The 19,907-nt window shown below is 42.5% G+C and carries 19 protein-coding genes; 12 read left to right on the top strand and 7 right to left on the bottom strand.

Annotated features, from left to right (window positions below):
* Positions 1-334: 334 nt before the first annotated feature.
* The 5 genes from H5123_RS08815 (at position 335) to H5123_RS20780 (ending at position 5,374) form a co-directional block, all read left to right on the top strand.
* Positions 335-646 (top strand): pyrimidine/purine nucleoside phosphorylase, encoded by a 312-nt coding sequence (locus H5123_RS08815; protein ID WP_124017442.1) that lies wholly within the window; start codon positions 335-337, stop codon positions 644-646.
* A gap of 133 nt (positions 647-779) precedes the next feature.
* Positions 780-1,304 (top strand): DUF4124 domain-containing protein, encoded by a 525-nt coding sequence (locus H5123_RS08810; RefSeq protein WP_182697723.1) that lies wholly within the window; start codon positions 780-782, stop codon positions 1,302-1,304.
* Between the two features lie 139 nt (positions 1,305-1,443).
* Positions 1,444-2,481: a nitrogen regulation protein NR(II) gene (glnL, locus tag H5123_RS08805; protein ID WP_182697722.1), complete on the top strand. Its 1,038-nt coding sequence runs from the start codon at positions 1,444-1,446 to the stop codon at positions 2,479-2,481.
* A 36-nt stretch (positions 2,482-2,517) separates the two neighbouring features.
* Positions 2,518-3,930, top strand: coding sequence for a nitrogen regulation protein NR(I) (gene glnG, locus H5123_RS08800; RefSeq protein WP_124017439.1), 1,413 nt, complete (start codon positions 2,518-2,520; stop codon positions 3,928-3,930).
* A gap of 214 nt (positions 3,931-4,144) precedes the next feature.
* A complete protein-coding gene (locus H5123_RS20780; RefSeq protein ID WP_182697721.1) occupies positions 4,145-5,374 on the top strand; it encodes a sensor domain-containing diguanylate cyclase in 1,230 nt (409 codons plus the stop codon).
* Positions 5,375-5,468: 94 nt separating this feature from the next.
* On the opposite strand, the gene H5123_RS08790 is transcribed toward H5123_RS20780, so the two are convergent.
* The gene (locus H5123_RS08790; RefSeq protein ID WP_182697720.1) at positions 5,469-6,845 is read right to left on the bottom strand and encodes a GntP family permease; all 1,377 of its coding nucleotides are present in this window, start codon (positions 6,843-6,845) and stop codon (positions 5,469-5,471) included.
* Between the two features lie 137 nt (positions 6,846-6,982).
* On the opposite strand from H5123_RS08790, the gene H5123_RS08785 reads away from it, so the two are divergent.
* The gene (locus H5123_RS08785; protein ID WP_182697719.1) at positions 6,983-7,495 is read left to right on the top strand and encodes a gluconokinase; all 513 of its coding nucleotides are present in this window, start codon (positions 6,983-6,985) and stop codon (positions 7,493-7,495) included.
* Positions 7,496-7,577: 82 nt separating this feature from the next.
* Here the strand turns inward: H5123_RS08785 and H5123_RS08780 are convergent, their stop codons facing one another.
* The gene (locus H5123_RS08780) at positions 7,578-8,447 is read right to left on the bottom strand and encodes a cation diffusion facilitator family transporter (RefSeq protein WP_182697718.1); all 870 of its coding nucleotides are present in this window, start codon (positions 8,445-8,447) and stop codon (positions 7,578-7,580) included.
* Positions 8,448-8,670: 223 nt separating this feature from the next.
* Positions 8,671-9,162: a Spy/CpxP family protein refolding chaperone gene (locus tag H5123_RS08775; protein ID WP_124017434.1), complete on the bottom strand. Its 492-nt coding sequence runs from the start codon at positions 9,160-9,162 to the stop codon at positions 8,671-8,673.
* A 276-nt stretch (positions 9,163-9,438) separates the two neighbouring features.
* Here H5123_RS08775 and H5123_RS08770 point away from each other — a divergent pair, with 276 nt between their 5' ends.
* From H5123_RS08770 to H5123_RS08760, 3 genes are all read left to right on the top strand, one after another.
* Positions 9,439-10,866 (top strand): thioredoxin family protein, encoded by a 1,428-nt coding sequence (locus tag H5123_RS08770; RefSeq protein WP_182697717.1) that lies wholly within the window; start codon positions 9,439-9,441, stop codon positions 10,864-10,866.
* A 116-nt stretch (positions 10,867-10,982) separates the two neighbouring features.
* Positions 10,983-11,669 carry a response regulator gene (locus H5123_RS08765; protein ID WP_124017432.1) on the top strand — a complete coding sequence of 229 codons (687 nt, stop codon included), beginning with the start codon at positions 10,983-10,985 and terminating at the stop codon, positions 11,667-11,669.
* A complete protein-coding gene (locus H5123_RS08760) occupies positions 11,669-13,063 on the top strand; it encodes an ATP-binding protein (RefSeq protein WP_182697716.1) in 1,395 nt (464 codons plus the stop codon). The genes H5123_RS08765 and H5123_RS08760 overlap by 1 nt, the downstream gene beginning before the upstream one ends.
* 278 nt (positions 13,064-13,341) lie before the next feature.
* Here the strand turns inward: H5123_RS08760 and H5123_RS08755 are convergent, their stop codons facing one another.
* The gene (locus H5123_RS08755) at positions 13,342-13,500 is read right to left on the bottom strand and encodes a YqaE/Pmp3 family membrane protein (RefSeq protein WP_124017430.1); all 159 of its coding nucleotides are present in this window, start codon (positions 13,498-13,500) and stop codon (positions 13,342-13,344) included.
* A 314-nt stretch (positions 13,501-13,814) separates the two neighbouring features.
* Here H5123_RS08755 and H5123_RS08750 point away from each other — a divergent pair, with 314 nt between their 5' ends.
* The 3 genes from H5123_RS08750 (at position 13,815) to H5123_RS08740 (ending at position 16,262) form a co-directional block, all read left to right on the top strand.
* Entirely contained in the window at positions 13,815-15,206 is a 1,392-nt protein-coding gene (locus tag H5123_RS08750) for a mechanosensitive ion channel family protein (protein ID WP_182697715.1), read from the top strand.
* Positions 15,207-15,462: 256 nt separating this feature from the next.
* A complete protein-coding gene (trmL, locus tag H5123_RS08745; RefSeq protein ID WP_124017428.1) occupies positions 15,463-15,927 on the top strand; it encodes a tRNA (uridine(34)/cytosine(34)/5-carboxymethylaminomethyluridine(34)-2'-O)-methyltransferase TrmL in 465 nt (154 codons plus the stop codon).
* The gene (locus tag H5123_RS08740; RefSeq protein ID WP_182697714.1) at positions 15,927-16,262 is read left to right on the top strand and encodes a DUF2956 domain-containing protein; all 336 of its coding nucleotides are present in this window, start codon (positions 15,927-15,929) and stop codon (positions 16,260-16,262) included. The genes trmL and H5123_RS08740 overlap by 1 nt, the downstream gene beginning before the upstream one ends.
* Before the next feature lie 21 nt (positions 16,263-16,283).
* Here H5123_RS08740 and H5123_RS08735 read toward each other — a convergent pair whose 3' ends face one another.
* From H5123_RS08735 to H5123_RS08725, 3 genes are all read right to left on the bottom strand, one after another.
* On the bottom strand, positions 16,284-16,847 hold the full coding sequence (locus H5123_RS08735; protein ID WP_259395619.1) for a hypothetical protein: 564 nt from the start codon (positions 16,845-16,847) through the stop codon (positions 16,284-16,286).
* Between the two features lie 265 nt (positions 16,848-17,112).
* Entirely contained in the window at positions 17,113-18,564 is a 1,452-nt protein-coding gene (locus H5123_RS08730) for a pitrilysin family protein (protein WP_182697713.1), read from the bottom strand.
* Positions 18,561-19,874, bottom strand: coding sequence for a M16 family metallopeptidase (locus H5123_RS08725; RefSeq protein ID WP_404948302.1), 1,314 nt, complete (start codon positions 19,872-19,874; stop codon positions 18,561-18,563). The genes H5123_RS08730 and H5123_RS08725 overlap by 4 nt, the downstream gene beginning before the upstream one ends.
* Positions 19,875-19,907: the final 33 nt, after the last annotated feature.

Below are 19,907 nucleotides of genomic sequence, written 5' to 3'. Positions count from 1 at the left end.
CAGATGCCTGCATCTGGGCTTTTTGTTGCCTGATCTCTACAGGCTAAATGCAAAAGAGCCTAGGACGCTGCGCTGCTAGTACGCTTCGCGGCTAGAGGCTATAAAGTCAACAGCTTAACAGCAAAGCGACGCTAGCAGTGACGCAGTCACGCCCTAGCAGCGAAGCGATTCTAGCTGTGAAGAAGTCACGCCCTAGTAGCGAAGCGATTCTAGCTGTGAAGAAGTCATGCCCTAACAGCGAAGCGACGCTAATGATACAAGATGAAAACATTTAACTAGATATTTTACGTAAACGCAGATAGATTCGACTCAAGATGATTTTTAAGGAGAATATATGAGTATGTTGCAACAGGTAAGCGTCGCTAAAAAAGCCAATGTGTATTTTAACGGTAAAGTGATTAGTAGAAGTGTGGTGTTGGCTGATGACAGTAAACAAACTTTAGGTGTTGTGTTGCCTGGTGAATATGAATTTGCTACTGCTCAAGGTGAAATAATGCAGGTCATCTCAGGCGAATTTGAAGTGTTATTGCCTGGTCAAACTGAATGGGCAGTCTATGCTACAGGTACTCACTTTCAGCTTGCACCAAATGTGAGCTTTAGTATCCGTACGGCACAAATTTCAGAGTACTGCTGCCAATATATATAGGGTTATTGCACCTTAATAAACAATATTGATTTAATAGTGCCCGCTTACATTCAGCTTAAACAACACAGTTTAAGCTGATTTTTTTTATAAAAACGTCTACTCTAATTGAAACTATCGTTTTATGGAGTGCATTATGCGTATTCTCATCCTTATTGGTTTATTATTATTAAGCGCGCAAAGCCTCGCAACTGTTTACCGCTGGGTCGATGAAAATGGTAAAGTGCATTACTCAGATGAAGCGAAAAATAATGCTGAAGCTGTTGATCTAAAAGAAAATACGCAGAATAATATAACCATTAACACTCCCACCAAAATCAACACCACTGAGCAAAAAGAAGCCCCAATTAGCTACTCAATCTCAATCACCTCTCCTCAAGAAGAGGCAACGATTCGAGATAATAACGGCGCGTTCACCGTATCAGTAAGTGTCTCTCCGGAACTGCCTCGCGGTGTGATGATGACATTATTGGTTGATGGTATTGTCACTGCACCACCTCAAGCATCAAATATATTTACATTAACCGGCATTAACCGAGGTGAACACTCACTGGTTGTTAATGCTGTAACACAAAGCGGCAAAGTCCTTGCATCAAGCTCTCCTAGAAAGATATTTCTTCACCAAGCATCTGTATTTGGACCCGCAAGAAAGTCCAAGTAAATAAGATAAAAATCAGTTTATTCATTAACTTAAAAAAATATGTGTGACTACTTATCTTAGTGAGAGCTTGTGTGTTTCGGGTTGCGAATTGCACCAATTCGGTGCAATATGATAGTGCAACCCTATACTAGGACGGCTAATGGACACAAATAACCTGCTCAATCACTTAGTTACCGCTGTGCTGGTTATTAATAATCAGCTCAAGCCATGTTATGCCAATGCTGCTGCTGAACAATTATTGGGGGTCGGTAACCACAAGCTATTAGAACAAACGCTTCCTGAACTTTATCAGCTTATGGGAGTTGAGCCACAGTTATTGCGCGATGCCGTTAATGCCGGCCAAGGGCTCACCATTAATACTGCCGTATTGATTACCCTTGATGGTCAGCATCACACTGTTGATATTACCTTGATGCCAATTGAAAATGATAATAACCTCAGTATCTTAGAACTGCGTCAAGTGGATCAACAGCGGCGTATTCATCAACAGCTGAATATGGACGCGCAACAGCAAGCTGCACAGTTTTTGGTCCGTAACTTAGCTCATGAAATTAAAAACCCACTGGGCGGCCTTCGTGGTGCGGCACAGCTATTGTCTCGAGAACTAACTTCACCTGATTTAAAAGAATTTACCACCTTAATCATCGAACAAGCAGATAGGTTGCGTAATCTAGTAGACCGCTTACTTGGCCCGCAACGTCCGACACAGCATACACAACAAAGTATTCATCAAGTCATTGAAAAAGTGCTTAAACTAATTGAAATGGCGCTGCCAGAGAATATCCATTTAAAACGAGATTACGACCCGTCCATTCCTGACATTGAAATGGACTCAGATCAAATGCAACAAGCTGTATTGAATATTGTCCAAAATGCCATTCAGGCTTTAGAGCATTGTGGCGGAGATATTGTTATCCGCACTCGCACCCAGCATCAGGTCACGATTGGAACCCACCGCTATAAAGTGGTACTTGCATTGTCGATTATTGATAACGGCCCAGGTATTCCATCTGAACTATTGGATACCCTTTTTTACCCTATGGTTACCGGTCGGGATGAAGGGTCTGGATTAGGTTTATCCATTGCACACAACATTGCCCGATTACACCGCGGTCGCATCGATTGTATTTCGGTTCCAGGTCATACCGAATTTATTATTAATCTGCCATTACAATAACTAGCATGCCCTATGTAGGCAGAATGAGGTAGTAACATGAACATTAGTGAACAAGTTTGGATCCTCGATGATGATAGTTCGATCCGTTGGGTACTCGAAAAAGCTCTTAAAGGCGCATCACTGTCAACAGCCAGCTTTGCTGCTGCAGAATCTTTATGGCAAGCCTTAGAGGCATCTCAACCACAAGTCATAGTGTCAGACATCCGCATGCCAGGGACTGATGGGTTAACCTTACTGGATCGCTTACAGCTGCATTATCCGCATATTCCAGTGATCATCATGACAGCTCACTCTGACTTAGACAGTGCGGTGAGCGCATATCAAGCAGGTGCATTTGAATACTTGCCCAAACCGTTTGATATCGACGAGGCGATTAATTTAGTAGAACGCGCACTGACTCATGCCACAGAGCAAACACCTCAGCCGGTGATAGATACTTCGATTAAAACCCCTGAAATTATTGGTGAAGCACCAGCGATGCAGGAAGTTTTTCGGGCCATAGGTCGCTTATCTCGTTCGTCAATTAGTGTATTGATCAATGGTCAATCGGGTACAGGTAAAGAACTCGTTGCCGGGGCATTGCACAAACACAGCCCGCGTAAAGAAAAACCCTTTATTGCGCTTAATATGGCAGCCATTCCAAAAGATTTGATTGAATCAGAACTCTTCGGTCACGAAAAAGGGGCATTTACAGGTGCCGCGAATGTGCGCCAAGGTCGTTTTGAGCAAGCCAATGGCGGTACCTTATTTTTAGATGAAATTGGTGATATGCCAATCGATGTGCAAACTCGGTTATTACGAGTACTTGCTGATGGACAATTCTATCGTGTTGGCGGCCATCAAGCTGTGCAAGTGGACGTTCGCATTATTGCTGCAACCCACCAAAATCTTGAAGTATTGGTACAAAAAGGCACCTTCCGTGAAGATTTATTTCATCGTCTCAATGTGATTCGAGTTCACCTACCGCCATTATCACAGCGTCGTGAAGACATTGCCCAGCTCGCTAATCATTTTTTAACCACAGCAGCAAAAGAAATTGGCGTAGAGCCCAAAATATTAACCAAAGCCACTGCAGTCAAACTGGCTAATTTACCTTGGCCTGGCAATGTGCGACAACTGGAAAATACGTGTCGATGGTTAACTGTAATGGCTTCTGGACAAGAAATATTACCACAGGATTTACCACCAGAATTACTCAAAGATCCGGTTAGCAGCCAACAGAAAACAGCTGGAGCAAGTGATTGGCAAACCGCGTTAACAGATTGGATTGATGAAAAGCTTGCTGCGGGTGAAAGTGATTTATTAACTGAAGTTCAGCCTGAATTTGAGCGTATCTTACTTGAAACAGCGTTAAGACATACTCAAGGCCATAAACAAGAAGCCGCTAAACGCCTCGGCTGGGGAAGAAATACCCTGACACGTAAATTAAAAGAGCTATCAATGGACTAAAAAGCAGAACTACACAATATAGCCATAATGATGTTATAACATTGTTAATCTTATTGCTGTGGCAGCACTATTTTGTCTAATTCTAATATAAAACATTATCTCAAATAGTCGACGTTACCGCATTTACACATGGCATTGACTTGGCTGCAGAAGCAATAGTATACGTACCATGAAAATTGCGGCCTAAAATGTAATATTCAACTAAGGACAGATTGTGAATTCTGATGCTCCTTTTGGTGTGGTTATTCATCAAGACTTTATACCACTGTATGCAGATGATAGTTATGCAAAAATCTTCGGTTATCAAACCGCTAAAGAAATCTTAGCGCTGAAAAGTATTTTAGAGTTAATCGATCCTGAACTACAGGATCTCGCGGCACACACTTACTATGCATTAATGAGTGGAATCGAAAAGCCTCAGGTGCGAAATTATATTAATCGTAACCGTCTTGGTATGACGATTAATGTATTAGCCATTGAACACCTTGTCGAATGGCAAGGTCGAACAGCACTGCAAATAACAATTGTTGATTTAACCGAAGTCACCGCACTCAAACAAGCTGTTGTACAAAGTGAGCATCGCTATCAACAGTTAGCTAATGGATCGGTGCAAGGTGTTTTGGTGCATCGCAACTTTAGCCCGCTATATTGTAATGAAACACTCGCGACCCTACTTGGCTATCCTAATCGCCAAAGTATTATGTCACTCAAATCGATTATGGGTATCATTGAACCTAGTTATCAAGCACAGCGAATAGAGGCTAACAATGCATTGCTAGCCAATACCATTACACCTCAGACTGTCGATATCCAGTGCTTGCATTCAAGTGGTCGTCTCATATGGGTAAAAATACTGGAGACTGTTATCAGTTGGGAGGGACAACCCGCCACTCAAATGACCATGATAGATATTACTGAATCTTATTTGCTAAAGGACTTACTCAATAAGGAAATCTATATTGATTACCTTACCAAGGTGCTGAATCGACGAGGGCTATTGCATTTTAGTCAGCGATTAATAACCGATACCAATCTTAAACGTGAGCACCTTTATTGTTTATTGATCGGCGTAGACGATTTAAAGCAAATTAATCATTTATTTGGCCATAAAATGGGTGATAAAGCCCTAGTTAATTTTGCTCAACATTGCCAAAGCAATCTAGGTGAAGTCGACTTAATCGCTCGTTGGTGTGGTGATGAGTTTATTGCCATCATCCAAGCTAATAGCAAAAAGATAGCCTTAAATGTTGCCGAGAATATTCGCCATAGCAACGACGATAAATCGCTAAGAGAACCAGAAACCAATAAGCCTATTCGTTTTAGCGCCAGTGTTGGCGTGTCGAACTGGCAAGCCGATGATACTATCGACAGTTTTATTTTGCGGGCAGATTCAGCATTAGAGCAAGCTCGATCCCAAATAACTAATCAACTTGTTTTTACATAATCTAAAGGCGATTAACACACTATATTACATGAACAAAAAGCCGCTACTGCGGCTTTTTAGTATCGAAAATATCAACCCCATCACAGGCTGATATTTACAACAGTATGCTTAGTGAACCCACAATGATAAAGGCAATAGTACCCAGTAGGGTTTCCATAACGGTCCACGTTTTTAAGGTGGTTTTTTCATCCATTCCCATTAAACGTCCAACCAACCAAAAACCGGAATCATTAAAGTGTGATAACACAGTTGAACCACCTGCAATGGCAATAACAATAAAACATAAATCCAAAGCACTTAATCCAGCGGTTGCCGCTACCATAGGCGCAATTAACGCCGCTGTTGTGGTTAATGCCACGGTTGCCGACCCTTGTGCCACCCGAAGACAGGTGGCAATGACAAATGCCGCAACGATTAGAGGCATACCTGTATGTGACAATGCATCCGCTAATGCCTGACCAATTCCACTTGCACGTAATACGCCACCAAACATGCCACCGGCACCCGTCACTAATATAACCGCGCAAATAGGCCCTAATGAGTCGCCACACAATTTCTCAAGCTGTTGCATACCATAGTCTTTGGCAAATACCACTAAACATACTAATAAGGTAATCAGTAATGCAATTGGCGTCTTACCCAGCATTCGCAGTAATTCAACTATTGGTGACTTACCATCGATAACGCCAGCAACGGCTAAGGTGTTTAGCCCAGTGTCCATAAAAATGAGTATCACAGGTAACAGCAAAATCGACATTACCGTGGCAAAGTTCGGGATCTTATCGACATCGATAATCGGAGCTGTACTGAGGAACACTTTTGACACGGGAATATCAAATTTTTTACCCGCATATAACCCAAATAAATAAGCACCAATATACCAAGTGGGGATCGCCACCATCATGCCAACAAAGAGTAATAAACCAATGTTAGCGCCGAGTAAATCCGCAGCCGCTACCGGTCCAGGGTGTGGAGGAACAAACGCATGCATCACGGCAAATGCACCGGCAGACGGTAAAGCATACTTAAGAGGTGAATCGCCAAAGCGTTTAGCAACACTAAAAATAATCGGCATCATCACAATTAGGCCGGCATCAAAAAATATTGGGAAACCAAATAATAACGAAGCAATACCTAAGGCTAATGGGGCTTTTTCTTCACCAAAACGGCAAATTAAACTATCAGCAAGCACTTTCGCACCGCCAGTTACCTCCAAAATCTTCCCTATCATAGCGCCAAGACCAACAAGCAAGGCAACAGAAGCTAAAGTGCCACCAAAACCCGCCATCATTGTTGGCACCACTTGATCACTATTAATACCACTGGCCAGTGCTGTTGCCACACACACCAATGTTAATGACACAAAAGCGTGCAGTTTCATTTTAATAATCAGTATTAATAACGCGATAATGGCTAGCGCAGCGATCATCAGCAAGTAAGTCGGGTCTGCGGTTGGTACTATTGTGTCCATACTATATTCCAAAGAGATTAATGAGAGTGCTAATTCGAATTCACAAACCTCAATGAGATCAGTAAACTCAAGGCATAAACTGAGCTGAAAAAATAAGCCTTTAATTATATAAGCTTATATTAAGGAATGGTAAGAGAATGACAGGGAAATGCATTATTGTAATGGGTGTGTGCGCATGTGGTAAAAGCAGCGTAGGCGAACTGTTAGCAAAAGTGATGAATGCCACTTTTGTAGACGGTGATGATCTGCATCCGCAAGCCAACATAGAAAAAATGGCTCGAGGAGAACCCCTAAATGATGCCGATAGGGCACCTTGGTTATCACGTATTCGAGATTTGGCTTTCGAATTTGAAACCCAACATAAAACGGTGATCATTGGCTGCTCAGCACTCAAACAATCTTATCGAGATCAAATCCGTAAAGGTAATCAACAGGTCGGATTTTTATATTTAAAGGGTAGCTATGAACTGATTTTAGCGCGGATAATGGCAAGAAAAGGCCACTTTATGAAACAGAACATGGTCGATAGCCAGTTTGCCACATTAGAAGAACCCACTAATGAACCATTAGTGGTAACCGTCGATATTGATGCCAGTATTACAGACATAGTGCAGCAAGCTCTAGCACAATTTCGTGCTCAGGGATTTTAAGCTAACACGACTAAACACTAACCAGTGCCAGCTTAAATACAAATATTGTTGAGCTGGCATTGATTACGATTCTCTAATCTCTCTACACCGGATCTTGGTGAATAATCACCTCTGCATCATCAAACGCCGCTTTAATCGTCAAGCCTGCTTTATCTGCTATTTCATGGGCATCATGCAATGATAAGTTACCCGCTAATTCCATGTGCAACTGAATAAAGGTCGTTTTCCCAGCCTGGCGAGTACGTAAATCATGAATGCCTTGGACGCGAGGATCTTGCTTAGCTAAGGCTTTAATTTTATCACGAGTCTCAGTGTCTAATTCGCGATCAAGCAAGCTTTGAACTGAACGATAACCTAACCCAAGCGCTTGATTGCCGATAAAAAATGCAATGAACACCGCAAACAAACCATCGGCCCACCACCAGCCATATTGCGCCAATATTAGGGCGAACAACACAGCCGCATTCAATAATAAGTCCGACTTATAATGCAATGAATCAGCTTCAACTAACGAGCTCTTAGTTTTTTTCAAAGCATGTCGTTGCAACAAAACAAGGGCAAATGTCATGACTATCGCAATAATAGTAACCACGATACCACTCATGGCATTGGTAACTGGTACTGGATGAATTAACTTTTCGCCGCCATACAATAATAACAGCGACGCCGAGCCTAAAATAAACGCAGCTTGCGCCAAACTCGCTAATGGCTCAGCTTTTCCGTGACCATATCGGTGATCTTTATCCGCAGGAACAATGGCATATCGAATGGCAATAAAATTAACTATCGACGCGAGTGCATCAGCAAATGAATCCGTTAATGACCCCAACATACTGGCAGAGCCTGAATACAACCAAGCCAATAATTTGATCACGATAAGGCACAGTGCTGTAGCGACTGAAGCGCGGCTCGCTAATTTGACCCAAAAGTCATATTCAGATGATGTACTCATAAAGACGTTGTCGACTCTTTTTACAGATAATTTAACAGACCTTACTATAGCAAGTTAGCTGGCTGTTTTGGGTAATGTTTTATTAAATAATCTTAAATTGCACCAAGACCTTATATAAAGTCGCAACGGAGACAATGCCACTCCATATAGGCATTAACTAAAAAGCCATTACCCAAAGGTAATGGCGATTATGTTGCTTTAACCATGCTGAGCTAGCAACTGATTAACGACGTGGCTTGTGGCCTTTACCTTGTTGAAAGTTATCTTGAAACATTTGTTGCTGTTCAGGGGTCAATAGTTGATAAATTTCATTCTGCATTTTTAAGTGGTTCAACATTTTTTGCATGTGTTGCTGTTGCTTTGCTTGGGCCATTTCAGTGGCTTTCGCTTCATCAAAACCAGCGGTAGTGATTAACGCTAGCATGTCAGCTCGGTGCGCAGCTCGCTGTTCTTTAGTTGGGCGCTCAGGACGATTACCTTGATATTTATTTAACACGGCTTTGACATCAGCTCGCTGTGAATCCGTTAAATCTAACATGCGTAGCATTTTATGCATGCCACCCTTATGACCATGATATCGGTCACCTTTAGCGGCGACATTCTCTGTCTTTACCGTGTTATCAGTAGTCTCTGCCGCATATAACTGGCTGGCTAAGAACGCTGAACTTGCCACTAAGGCCACTAAACTCGTTTTGATGATTGATGATGTTTTCATTGTTAAGTTCCTCGGTATGTATGGGATTTATTGTCTGCCTCAGCAGATTTGATACTCAGTTTACCCAATGCAATGTCAATGAGGGTTAAGACAGAGTAAACCTATGTAAAGAAGGTTTTTCATAGCACTTTAGCGCCAGTAATTCATGATCAAGTTGGCATATTGAATGATAAAAACCCCAGTAATGCGAGCCAGTTAACGTAATTCAGACTTGATCCTTACAGTAATCATATTAGGGCATAAAATCTAACTATTAGCGCTTTAATGGAATAAATTATGAACCGATTGATTGGCCAATTACTGTTACTTCTTTGTGTATTGATATTAGCTCCAAGCTCAATAGCCAGTACCGTGGCCTCAACAGACGACTCAATTTGGTATACTCAGCAAAACCAGCAGCCAGTGGTAAAGCTGCATTTCTTTTGGTCGAAAACCTGCCCTCATTGTCGTGAAGCCCATCCTTTTATTGATGCTCTAGGCGAACGTTTTGACTGGATCGAATTACACGACTACGTCATTAGTGAACCCGGCAATGTTGATAAACTCATGGAAATGGGCCAAAAAACAGGTGTTGAACCCAAATCGGTGCCCTACTTTGCTATTTGTGGTGAGGCCGTAGTGGGTTATAACAGCCATGAAGTGACTGGACGTTTCATTCTAGAGCGCTTGGTTAACTGCTACCAACGCCAAGGTGGTAAAGCAGACATTGGTGATAAGCTTGATGATTTCCTCGGAGCTGCGCCAGTTGCAAGCGCACCACTGTTTGAAACCTGTAGTGACAATAGCGACGATCCACAAGCCGAAGGCTCATGTGGTATGTCATTTGACCAAGCCAGCGACATAGCCCCTGCGCCAACGGTTCAGCCTGTCGACATTCCACTCATTGGCGCTGTACATCCAGAAGAAATGTCATTGCCGGTTCTAACCCTAGTATTAGCAGGTGTTGATGCCTTTAACCCGTGCGCCTTTTTCGTGCTGCTATTTTTACTGAGCATTATGGTGAATGCTGGCAGCCGCAAACGTATGCTGTTGGTGGGCGGTATTTTTGTATTTTTCTCCGGTCTTATCTACTTCGTATTTATGAGCGCCTGGCTTAACTTATTTCAAGTTCTCGGCGGCGGTGATGGCGGTATCATTATCACTTGTGCGGGGGTATTGGCGTTGATAGCAGCAATCGTCAATATAAAAGATTACTTTTATGGCCGAGGCGACGTTAGCTTATCCATGTCGGTGGAAAACCGTGGTTCGCTTATTAAGCGTATGGGGAAATTATCTAAAGCCAGTTCATTACCAACAATGATTTTAGGTTCAACTATTCTGGCAATTTTAGCTAATACCTACGAGCTGCTCTGCACCGCAGGCTTTCCAATGATTTACACCTCAGTGTTGTCATTATCAGATCTCGATACCATGCAACGTTACTTATACCTCATCGCTTATAATGTGGTTTACGTTATACCACTGGCCGCTATTGTGATTGTCTTCTCAATGACATTAGGTAAACGCAAACTCACCGAAAAAGAGGGTGAAGTGCTTAAACTGATGTCAGGCATAATGATGTTAGGTTTAGGTAGCATGTTAGTGTTTAATCCTAATGCTCTACAAAATGCGGTCTTCTCGGTCGGCCTGATCCTCGGCTCAATTATACTGACCTTTATCATTGCCAGAATTAAACGCTACATAGTGCAAAATAAAGCGGGGTAAATGTAAAACTGTGCAATGTTGATATGATTTAATCTTGGCATGAGATAAGCTCAATTGATCGAAAAATCTGTATGTTAACGTCAACATACAGATTTTCTTTGTGCCAGAGGACAGTTATGAATCGCATTTTACTTATCGACGATGATATTGGTTTATCCGATCTACTCAGCCAATTACTTGAGTTAGAAGGATTTGCACTAAGCCAAGCTTACGATGGTGAGCAAGGGCTGATGATGGCACAACAGCAAGACTTCGATTTAATCCTTCTTGACGTTATGCTACCCAAGCTTAATGGCTTTGAAGTATTGCGAGCTTTACGGCAGCGCAAACAAACTCCAGTATTGATGCTCACCGCCCGCGGTGATGAAATCGATCGGGTTGTCGGTCTTGAAATCGGCGCCGATGACTACTTACCAAAACCGTTTAATGATCGCGAATTAGTCGCTCGAATTCGTGCCATATTACGGCGAGCACAAACCACCCAACAAGATAGCCAAGCCCATGAAATGATGCAGTTTGGTGATTTACGACTCGATCCAACCCGCCAAGAAACCTATTGCAATGAGCAACTGATTATCCTTACTGGTACCGAATTTTCCTTGCTGTTCAATTTAGTTGAAAAATCTGGCGAGCTGGTGACCAAAGACTCGTTAAGCGAAAATGTATTAGGCAAAAAATTAATGCCATTTGACCGAAGCTTAGATATGCATTTATCTAACTTACGTAAAAAATTACCTGAACGCCAAGACGGCCGCCCACGAGTTAAAACCCTCCGCGGTAAAGGCTATATTTGGATACCGTAATGCTGAAAAACAATCCATTTAATCGGCTGTTTTTTAAATTATTGCTCGGCTTTTGGCTATGCAGTTCGTTAATTATTGCTCTAGTGTCGTTATTACCGCTATTACAGCAAAGCCATGATCGCTCACCTTTACCACCTAGCTTAGAGCAGGTGCTAAAAAACATCGCTGAACGAATACAACAGCAACCACAGTTACTCGAAGGCAAAAGCCTCCAACGTCTGCATCGTAGTCGCAATAAGGATGGAAGCCGCAACCATGGTCCTATGCGGGTATATTTAACCGACGGCGAAGGACAAGTATTAAATACTCAACGAGTATCACGCGAATTTAGACGTTTTCAGTTGATGGCAGAAGAGGCAGATCAGCCCATTAGCCACCAATTTAGAGATGAATTTATTTTTGGCCCCTATTCTTTTGAGGTCAATGATAAAGCCTATCAGTTATTTGGCCGTTTACCCGATAGTCATCCTCGGCCATGGTTTTTATTCTTTGCCGATAATAAATTACTCACAGCAGGCTTAGCCATTTTATTATCTGGGCTATTATGTGGTTTGCTGGCGTGGTATTTAGGTAAACCATTACGCTCGCTTAAACACAGCGCTAATGCCCTCGCAAGAGGTGATTTATCGAGCCGAGTTGATGCAGCCACAGCGAGTAGACGTGATGAAATGGGCCAGTTAGCCCAAGCGTTCAATGGCATGGCTGACGCAGTACAAACCATGATTAACAATCAGCAACGATTAATGGGTGATATTTCTCACGAACTGCGCACGCCGCTCACTAGACTGCAATTAGCCTTGGCCCTCGGCCGTAAAAAAGGTCAGCAAAGTGAAGAACTAGAACGTATTGGCTATGAAGCTTTACAGCTTGAAGCATTAATCAGTGAGTTACTTACCCTATCTCGGGTTAGCTTGGCCAGCCATGAAAATAAAATCGAGCTCGAATTAGCCGAGTCATTAAGCCAAGTGTTAGATGACGCTGAATTTGAAGCCGAGCAGCAAGGGAAGCTATTACAAATTGATATACCAGAGGCACTGCAATTGCCTCTTCACCCAAAGACACTCTCGCGCGCCATAGAAAATCTGCTGCGTAATGCAATTTGCTATGCCAACAGTCAAATAACCATCAGTGCGGTCCAGGCGGGTAAACATATACTCATTACAGTAGAAGATGACGGTCCTGGTATCGACCCCAAAGAACTTGAAGCTATTTTTAAACCTTTCTATCGCCCAGATACCGCTAGAGACAGAAAAAGTGGCGGTTGGGGATTAGGCTTGGCAATCACCCAAGCTGCCATTACGCTACATCAGGGCAACATAGTGGCAGAAAATCTGATTGGCCCGACGGGCAAGCGCCAAGGCCTTAAACTGAGTATCAGTTTACCGATAAATTAGGCTAGCTAAAAAAGACAATAACTTAACCTGTGCATGCTTATCGTCCTGAATAATGGCATTATCTAAAACCCCTGCACACGCAGGGAACAAGCAAACATCAATAACAGCTCAGTTTCATAAACCGACACAGCTAAATTAACGTTGTAAACATTTAATAGAAAAGCAATTCAACGATAAGCATGTATTTAGGTAAAAATTACCCTTAACTGGCAACATTTTCCGATTAATGTAAGCAGCCTGAGCCGCTTAACCTTTAGGCATACTTATCTTGACCGCTACTAACGTTTAGCAATCACCCATACTGCGTGAACTATCCCTGGAATGTAGCCTAGCAAGGTTAAAATTATGTTTAATAATAAGGTTTTACTTAGCCCTACTTGTAGAAAAACCCCAAGTGGCGGCAGTAAAATTGCGATTATAATACGTAATAAATCCATGATATTCTCCATTTTGAATGACTGAGGTTAGCGGTTCCCCCCAGCGTGTATTAACTAACTTACATTGATGGTCATAAAGTACAACGCAATTACCAGACCACTATTGCAAGTGTTGCTATTATTACCCTTAATGAGCATCATTTTTTAAGCAACGACAACACCGCATATATTGACTTATTAGTATGCCTTTAGTAGAAAAAAGCCCTTTTTGCATGCTGAAAAACATTAACGGATAACGCTTACAAGCTTTGGTGTCGGTGACGATTATTTGCTAGTATTGAATAAAGACGGGCTTGTACCTAGCGGGTAATCTTATGATTTGTCGATTTTTTTTAAACAGCATTCCTCATTGCAAGCACCGCTCATGCTCAACATTAAGTCGATGGATTCTCCTATGGAGTTTAGTCACTACTTTTGTTTGCTTGACCAGCTTTGCGCCTACTTATGCCCAGGCAGCCCCCTCACCCAACACGGTGAAACAACTGATACAAATTAACGATCCAAGCAGTGCAATCGACATTGAAATACAAGGCTCTGTCGTCAATCTGCATGGCTCCGTCACCGAGCAAGCCAGTAAAGAACGCATACTGCAAACCATCGCCGCCTTACCTGGTGTGACTCAGGTTGTAGATAATATTCAATTACGCGCTATGGAGCCGTTATCTTTAGCTCCTCTGCAGCAAGATGCACGGCAGTTTTGGGCCAAAACCTTACAGTATTTGCCCAGCTTAGCCCTAGGACTGGCAATATTTTTGCTACTCTTTTGGCTTTCTCGCCCTATTGCTCGCCTGCTTATTCAGCCCTTAACTTGGGTCACACAGAGTGAGCTTATTCGTTTAGTGATGCAGCGCAGCTTTAGTATGCTGATCATATTATTAGGGCTGTATATCTTTTTGCGTCTCGCTGGCTTAACTCAATTTGCCGTTGCCATTATTAGTAGCACTGGGGTAATAGGTCTCATTTTAGGTTTTGCCTTTAAAGACATCGCCGAAAACTTTATTTCCAGCTTACTGCTCAGTGTCCAGCGCCCGTTCAAATTAGGCGACGTCATTGCTGTGGAAGGTCAATTAGGCATTGTAAAAAAAGTCACCGCAAGGGCCACTACGTTAGTCGACTACGATGGCAACCACATCCAAATTCCCAATGCCACAATTTATAAAAACGTGATTAAAAACCTGACCGCAAACCCAAGAATACGGGGCAATTTTATGATTGGTATTGGCTACGATACCAGTATTCGTAAGGCTCAGGACATCGCCATGGAGATCATGATGGCTCACCACGGCGTACTAGCAGATCCTGAACCGCAGGTACTGATAACCAACCTAGGTTCTTCCACTATTAACCTGCAAGTGTATTTTTGGGTTAATGCAGAAACTCATAGTGTTCCAAAAGTGGCTTCAATTTTAATGCGCTTACTGGTGCGCGCTTATGAAGCGAATAAAATCAGCATGCCAGATGATGCTCGCGAACGCATTTTCCCTCAAGGGATACAATTAGTCTCCAGCAGACATCAGCAAGACCAAACTCAGTTAAGTGGCCAACCAATAACGGAGCAAGCTAATTTACCAAATGAGCAAAAGATTTCAGAGTTATCCGATGAAGTCCATGATGATGCTAGCGTTGATATCAGCAGCGATACTGATGATATACGCCGACAGGCAGCGCAATCTCGCGATCCAGAGAATGGTGCCAATATTATCTAATAACGATGTTCACAACCTATATTCAGCCTAATATTGGCGATAACAGCAGTAGAATCGGCTGCTAAAGTATCAATAAATAACTGGTCTTTAATCAGCTATGATGGCCTCAAATACAGTTGACGCCAAGTCTCCATCAAGGATGATCATTCGTGCTATACCGCCCATTTCACCAAGTAGGCATTGATAACGTCTCGCAGAAAAACCTTGCTTAAGGTATAATTCGTCCCTCTTTTTATGCTTCGTACCTAAGGTTGCTATGTTTCATATTGCCCTTTATGAACCCGAAATTGCTCCAAATACCGGAAATATCATTCGTCTATGTGCCAACAATGGCTCACAGTTACATTTGATTGAGCCATTGGGTTTTGATCTCGAAGAAAAGAAACTCCGTCGCGCTGGACTTGATTATTCCGATATGACCAGCGTCACTCGCCATAAAGACTATGCCGCGTTTTTAGAGGCGATGGCAGGAAAACGGATTATCGCCTGTACAACTAAAGGTAGTCGTCCTCATACTCAAATTGCTTTCCAAGAAAATGATGTCTTGTTATTTGGCCCTGAAACCCGTGGCTTACCAATGGATATTATTGATGCAACCCCACTGGGACAGCGATTACGTATCCCAATGACCGCCAATAGTCGTAGTTTAAATTTATCAAATTCAGTTGCCATCATTAGCTACGAAGCATGGCGTCAACTGGATTTTGCAGGCGCTGAATAATGAAGAAAACGCTATCCCCAGAAACCCAAAATGATGCTTTAGCAATTGCCAAGGCAACTCAAAAGCCTGGACAAGTTAAAGAACAAACTAAGCTGATTGCCGCGGGGATTGAAAAAGGGATAGCGGAATACAAAAAACGTGAAAAAGCGAAAGCTCGAGAACGTGATAAAGCGCGTAAACAGCAACAGAAAAACAAACATGCGATTCCAAGCAATGATGATGCGGATATGTCTTACAATGAGCAAGAGAGTCTATTCAACCCTCTAACATGGTCGTTAGCCGCCTTATTACTCTTGAGTTGGGCTGGATTTGCAGCTTATCTATTTTATCGCTAATTGAATGATTTAAATTAGTTTCTAATCTGTCGGCGGCGCAACCTCTGCCGACGGTTTAAGTAAGCTAATGGCTCTAATGACCTGATACTGATCACTGTCATCATCTAAATAATGGGCGTTTTGTTGCCACTGCCAGCCTTTTATTGTCGGTTTTGCATCACCAATCACGGGATCAAACTGTAACTGCACTAATGCAGGACGCTGATTTATTTCACCTTTACCTAGAAATGAATAACTGCCCGCTTGCTCATACAGGGTCAGCTGTTGTGATATATCGTCGGTGACGCCATTGGCATACAGCAATAAAATATGATCTTCTTGTTGTCTAAACCACCAGGTCTCGCTGTTTGAAAAGCGGCTACCACGGCTAACACTAATGTATAAATTCCGTTGATCAGCCGAACACATTACCGAAGTACTTACCTTTTTAGCAACTGTATTAGGATTAGCTGCATTGCCCTGCCACTCGCCAGCTAATTGACTACAAAATATATCTAAAGTCACTTTGCCTGCATAAGAGGCCGTTGAATGCATTAGTAACAAGATCGCTGTCAACGGTATTATTGATCGATATTTTGCGCTCATCAAACCCCCCTCTTATTAACATATCCTTTCACATCGCAAACAATCCAAACTCAATATAGCTAACCCTATCGGCCTCTATTTAGGCGCAGCGATCTCATTGACTCAAAGAATTGAGTTAATGAACTTACTCAATGAACTTACTCGATGAACTTAGCTGCTAACGTTTAGCGTCTAAATTTAATCACATTATCAGTTAGATCCATAAAAAATGGCCCACTTATGTGAGCCATCATAGGATATTACGAATTAACTAACTGACTCGCAACTACTGGCCAAAGCCTGTAGCTGTGATGTCGACTTTAGTGACTTCACCATACTGCGCTGCAACATCAGCAATGTTGTCAGCGTTACCAATCAACACAAACTGTAAGTTTTGTTGCGGGAAATATTGCTTAATCAAACGTTGTGTATCTGCAACAGTAAGCCCATCAACCTTGGCTTGGAATTGATTAATAAAATCATCATTAAAACCATACAAGTACATGTCAGACAATAAACCAGCTAATTGACCACTGGTCTCATATTTAGGTGGAAACTGGCCTTTCACATAGGCTTTAGCAGAATCTAAAGTGGTTTGATCAATGCCCTTTTCCCATAGTCGAGCATAGGTTTTTAAGGCTAAATCAATGGCTTCTTTTGTTGTTGATGATTTAGTAAACGTACTGATTTGAAAAACGCCAGATTGCGCATAAGGGCTAAAACCAGAACGAGCACCATAAGTTAAACCAGCATTGACGCGTAATTCATCATTTAACCATGAGGTAAAACGACCACCTAAAATAGTGTTAACGACAGTTAACCCAACATAATCTGGGTTGTCATAACGAATACCCACGCCACCAATTAAAAAAGTGGTTTCAATTGCATCAGGCTTGTCGACCAACAATACATGCGGCTGAGTTAATGTCGGTAAGTTTTGGCTTAAGTCAGGTTGAACCACAGTTTCTGTGGTCTGCCAATCACCAAAGGCTTTATTAAGCTTGGCGGTCATCTCAGCGACATCAAAATCACCCACCACGTTAATGGTCATGTTGTTTGGTTGATAGTAGCCTTTATGAAAAGCGCGTAACTCTGCAACAGACAGTTTAGCGATAGTGTCACTATTACCCGATACCGGATTAGCATAAGGATGTTCACCAAAAACTAACTTATTAAAGTAGCGTCCGATCACGGCCCGAGGGCTTTCTTTTTGTTGAGACAAACCGACGATTTCACGTTGTTTTAGCTTATCAAATTCGGCGCTATCAAAGTCTGGTTGACGTAATACATGACTAAAAATAGCGAGCACGGTATCGACATCTTTGCTCATCATATTGGCACGAACATAACTGCCTTCTAGATCGGCACTGGTATCAATACTGGCACCCATAAAGTCTAGTTGCTGCTCTATGTCTGCCTTAGATTGGCCCGCAGCACCTAGCATTAAACTTTGTGAGGTAATGTAAGCCATACCAGAGGTAAGATCATTCACCGCCCCGGCCTTAACCACGGCATCAATGGTCACTAATGGCACTTCTTTTTGTACCATTAAGGTCACTTTTAAACCATTATCTAGGGTGACAGATTGGTAGCTTGGCATCACAAAACTCGCCGTGCTAGCAGAGGCACTATCGGCCGTTGATTGCTGCGAAGTCGCACAACCACTTATGGCTAAACTACAAGTTAACGCGATGGCCGATAACGATAGGTTAATTCGGGTGTGAGCTATAGTTTTCATTTGTCAGACTCCTCAGTCGCAGCGAGCACACCGACAGTTCGATTCGCTTTAATTAAATAGGTTTGTGCAACACGCTGGATATCAGCTGGAGTCACTTTGTTATAAGCTTCTGGGGCATTAAACAGTTTGGTGTAATCCCCAAAATACAGCTCGTATGTGCCTAAGGTATTGGCTTTACCGTTAATGGTTTCCATGGTGCGGTAAAAATCCATTAGCTTAATATTTTTGACTTTTTCAAGCTCTTGTTGAGCCACACCTTGGGTGGCAATAAGGTTAATTTGCTCAATTAAGGCTTGCTCTAACGTCTCGGCGCTCACGCCTGCATTCGCCACACCTAAAATATAAAATAAATTAGGGTCGAACGACATCGGCATGTAAGTTTCGGCAGCAACCGCTAATTGCTTGTCGACTAAGGCTTGATAAAAGCGTGAGCTATTACCTTCACTGAGCATTGACGCTAACAAATCCAATGCATAGTAGTCAGCATGGCTAGTTGCGGGTACATGGTAAGCCAACATAATGTTTGGTGTGCTCACAGACTCTTTTTTAACAAAGACTCGGCGTTCACCATTTTGTTGCGGTTCAATAGTACGCACAGCTTTTGGCGGTGCTTGGGCAGGAATAGGCGCAAAATACTGATTAGCTAATGCTTTCACTTCAGCTAACTTCACATCACCGGTAATGACCACTAGCGCATTGTTCGGGGCATAGTAGGTTTTATGGTATTGCTGTAAATCTTCTAAGGTCCAAGCAGCAATATCCGACTCATAACCAATCACTGACCAGCTATATGGATGTGCAGCAAAGGCAACACTTTTCAGCGCTTCTTGAATCGTGCGCCAGTTAGAGTTTTCCAGCCCGGTAGTGCGCTCTGACTGCACCACACCACGCTCGCTTTCTACCATCTCAGAGTTAATATCGAGGTTGGCAATGCGATCAGCTTCTAAATCAAAAATGGTTTCTAAACCATTGGCAGGAAACCAATCTGTATACACTGTCATGTCTTCTGTGGTGTAGGCATTATTCGCGCCACCAGCAGCTTCCATTGTGCGATCAAACATTTTCGGACCAAACTTTTTAGAACCGTTAAACATCATGTGTTCAAAAAAGTGTGAAATGCCAGTAATGCCAGGCACTTCATTGCGCGAACCGACTTTCCAAAAAATATACATGTTGGCATTAGGGATAGAGCTATCCTCCAGCACCATAATCTTCATGCCATTGTCTAAGGTAAAGCTATTGATGTCTTCAGCTTGTGTTGCTGACACGGCAGGCGCACTCAGTACGCCTATCGTCATCAGCAACGCCATTATCTTACGGGTCATATCTCGCTCCTTTTGAGC

This window comes from Shewanella sp. SR43-4 (genome assembly GCF_014163845.1).
In the GTDB taxonomy this organism is placed as follows: Bacteria; Pseudomonadota; Gammaproteobacteria; order Enterobacterales; family Shewanellaceae; genus Shewanella; species Shewanella vesiculosa.
Note: the sequence above shows the minus strand (reverse complement) of the source record. Positions and strands in the feature narration are given on the sequence as shown.

Excerpts from the sequence above, each read along its gene's own strand:
- H5123_RS08815 (WP_124017442.1), top strand. The coding sequence starts at position 335 with ATGAGTATGTTGCAACAGGTAAGCGTCGCTAAAAAAGCCAATGTGTAT.
- H5123_RS08810 (WP_182697723.1), top strand. The coding sequence starts at position 780 with ATGCGTATTCTCATCCTTATTGGTTTATTATTATTAAGCGCGCAAAGC.
- glnL (WP_182697722.1), top strand. The coding sequence starts at position 1,444 with ATGGACACAAATAACCTGCTCAATCACTTAGTTACCGCTGTGCTGGTT.
- glnG (WP_124017439.1), top strand. The coding sequence starts at position 2,518 with ATGAACATTAGTGAACAAGTTTGGATCCTCGATGATGATAGTTCGATC.
- H5123_RS08790 (WP_182697720.1), bottom strand. The coding sequence starts at position 6,845 with ATGGACACAATAGTACCAACCGCAGACCCGACTTACTTGCTGATGATC.
- H5123_RS08785 (WP_182697719.1), top strand. The coding sequence starts at position 6,983 with ATGACAGGGAAATGCATTATTGTAATGGGTGTGTGCGCATGTGGTAAA.
- H5123_RS08780 (WP_182697718.1), bottom strand. The coding sequence starts at position 8,447 with ATGAGTACATCATCTGAATATGACTTTTGGGTCAAATTAGCGAGCCGC.
- H5123_RS08775 (WP_124017434.1), bottom strand. The coding sequence starts at position 9,162 with ATGAAAACATCATCAATCATCAAAACGAGTTTAGTGGCCTTAGTGGCA.
- H5123_RS08770 (WP_182697717.1), top strand. The coding sequence starts at position 9,439 with ATGAACCGATTGATTGGCCAATTACTGTTACTTCTTTGTGTATTGATA.
- H5123_RS08765 (WP_124017432.1), top strand. The coding sequence starts at position 10,983 with ATGAATCGCATTTTACTTATCGACGATGATATTGGTTTATCCGATCTA.
- H5123_RS08760 (WP_182697716.1), top strand. The coding sequence starts at position 11,669 with ATGCTGAAAAACAATCCATTTAATCGGCTGTTTTTTAAATTATTGCTC.
- H5123_RS08755 (WP_124017430.1), bottom strand. The coding sequence starts at position 13,500 with ATGGATTTATTACGTATTATAATCGCAATTTTACTGCCGCCACTTGGG.
- H5123_RS08750 (WP_182697715.1), top strand. The coding sequence starts at position 13,815 with ATGATTTGTCGATTTTTTTTAAACAGCATTCCTCATTGCAAGCACCGC.
- trmL (WP_124017428.1), top strand. The coding sequence starts at position 15,463 with ATGTTTCATATTGCCCTTTATGAACCCGAAATTGCTCCAAATACCGGA.
- H5123_RS08740 (WP_182697714.1), top strand. The coding sequence starts at position 15,927 with ATGAAGAAAACGCTATCCCCAGAAACCCAAAATGATGCTTTAGCAATT.
- H5123_RS08735 (WP_259395619.1), bottom strand. The coding sequence starts at position 16,847 with ATGAGCGCAAAATATCGATCAATAATACCGTTGACAGCGATCTTGTTA.
- H5123_RS08730 (WP_182697713.1), bottom strand. The coding sequence starts at position 18,564 with ATGAAAACTATAGCTCACACCCGAATTAACCTATCGTTATCGGCCATC.
- H5123_RS08725 (WP_404948302.1), bottom strand. The coding sequence starts at position 19,874 with ATGGCGTTGCTGATGACGATAGGCGTACTGAGTGCGCCTGCCGTGTCA.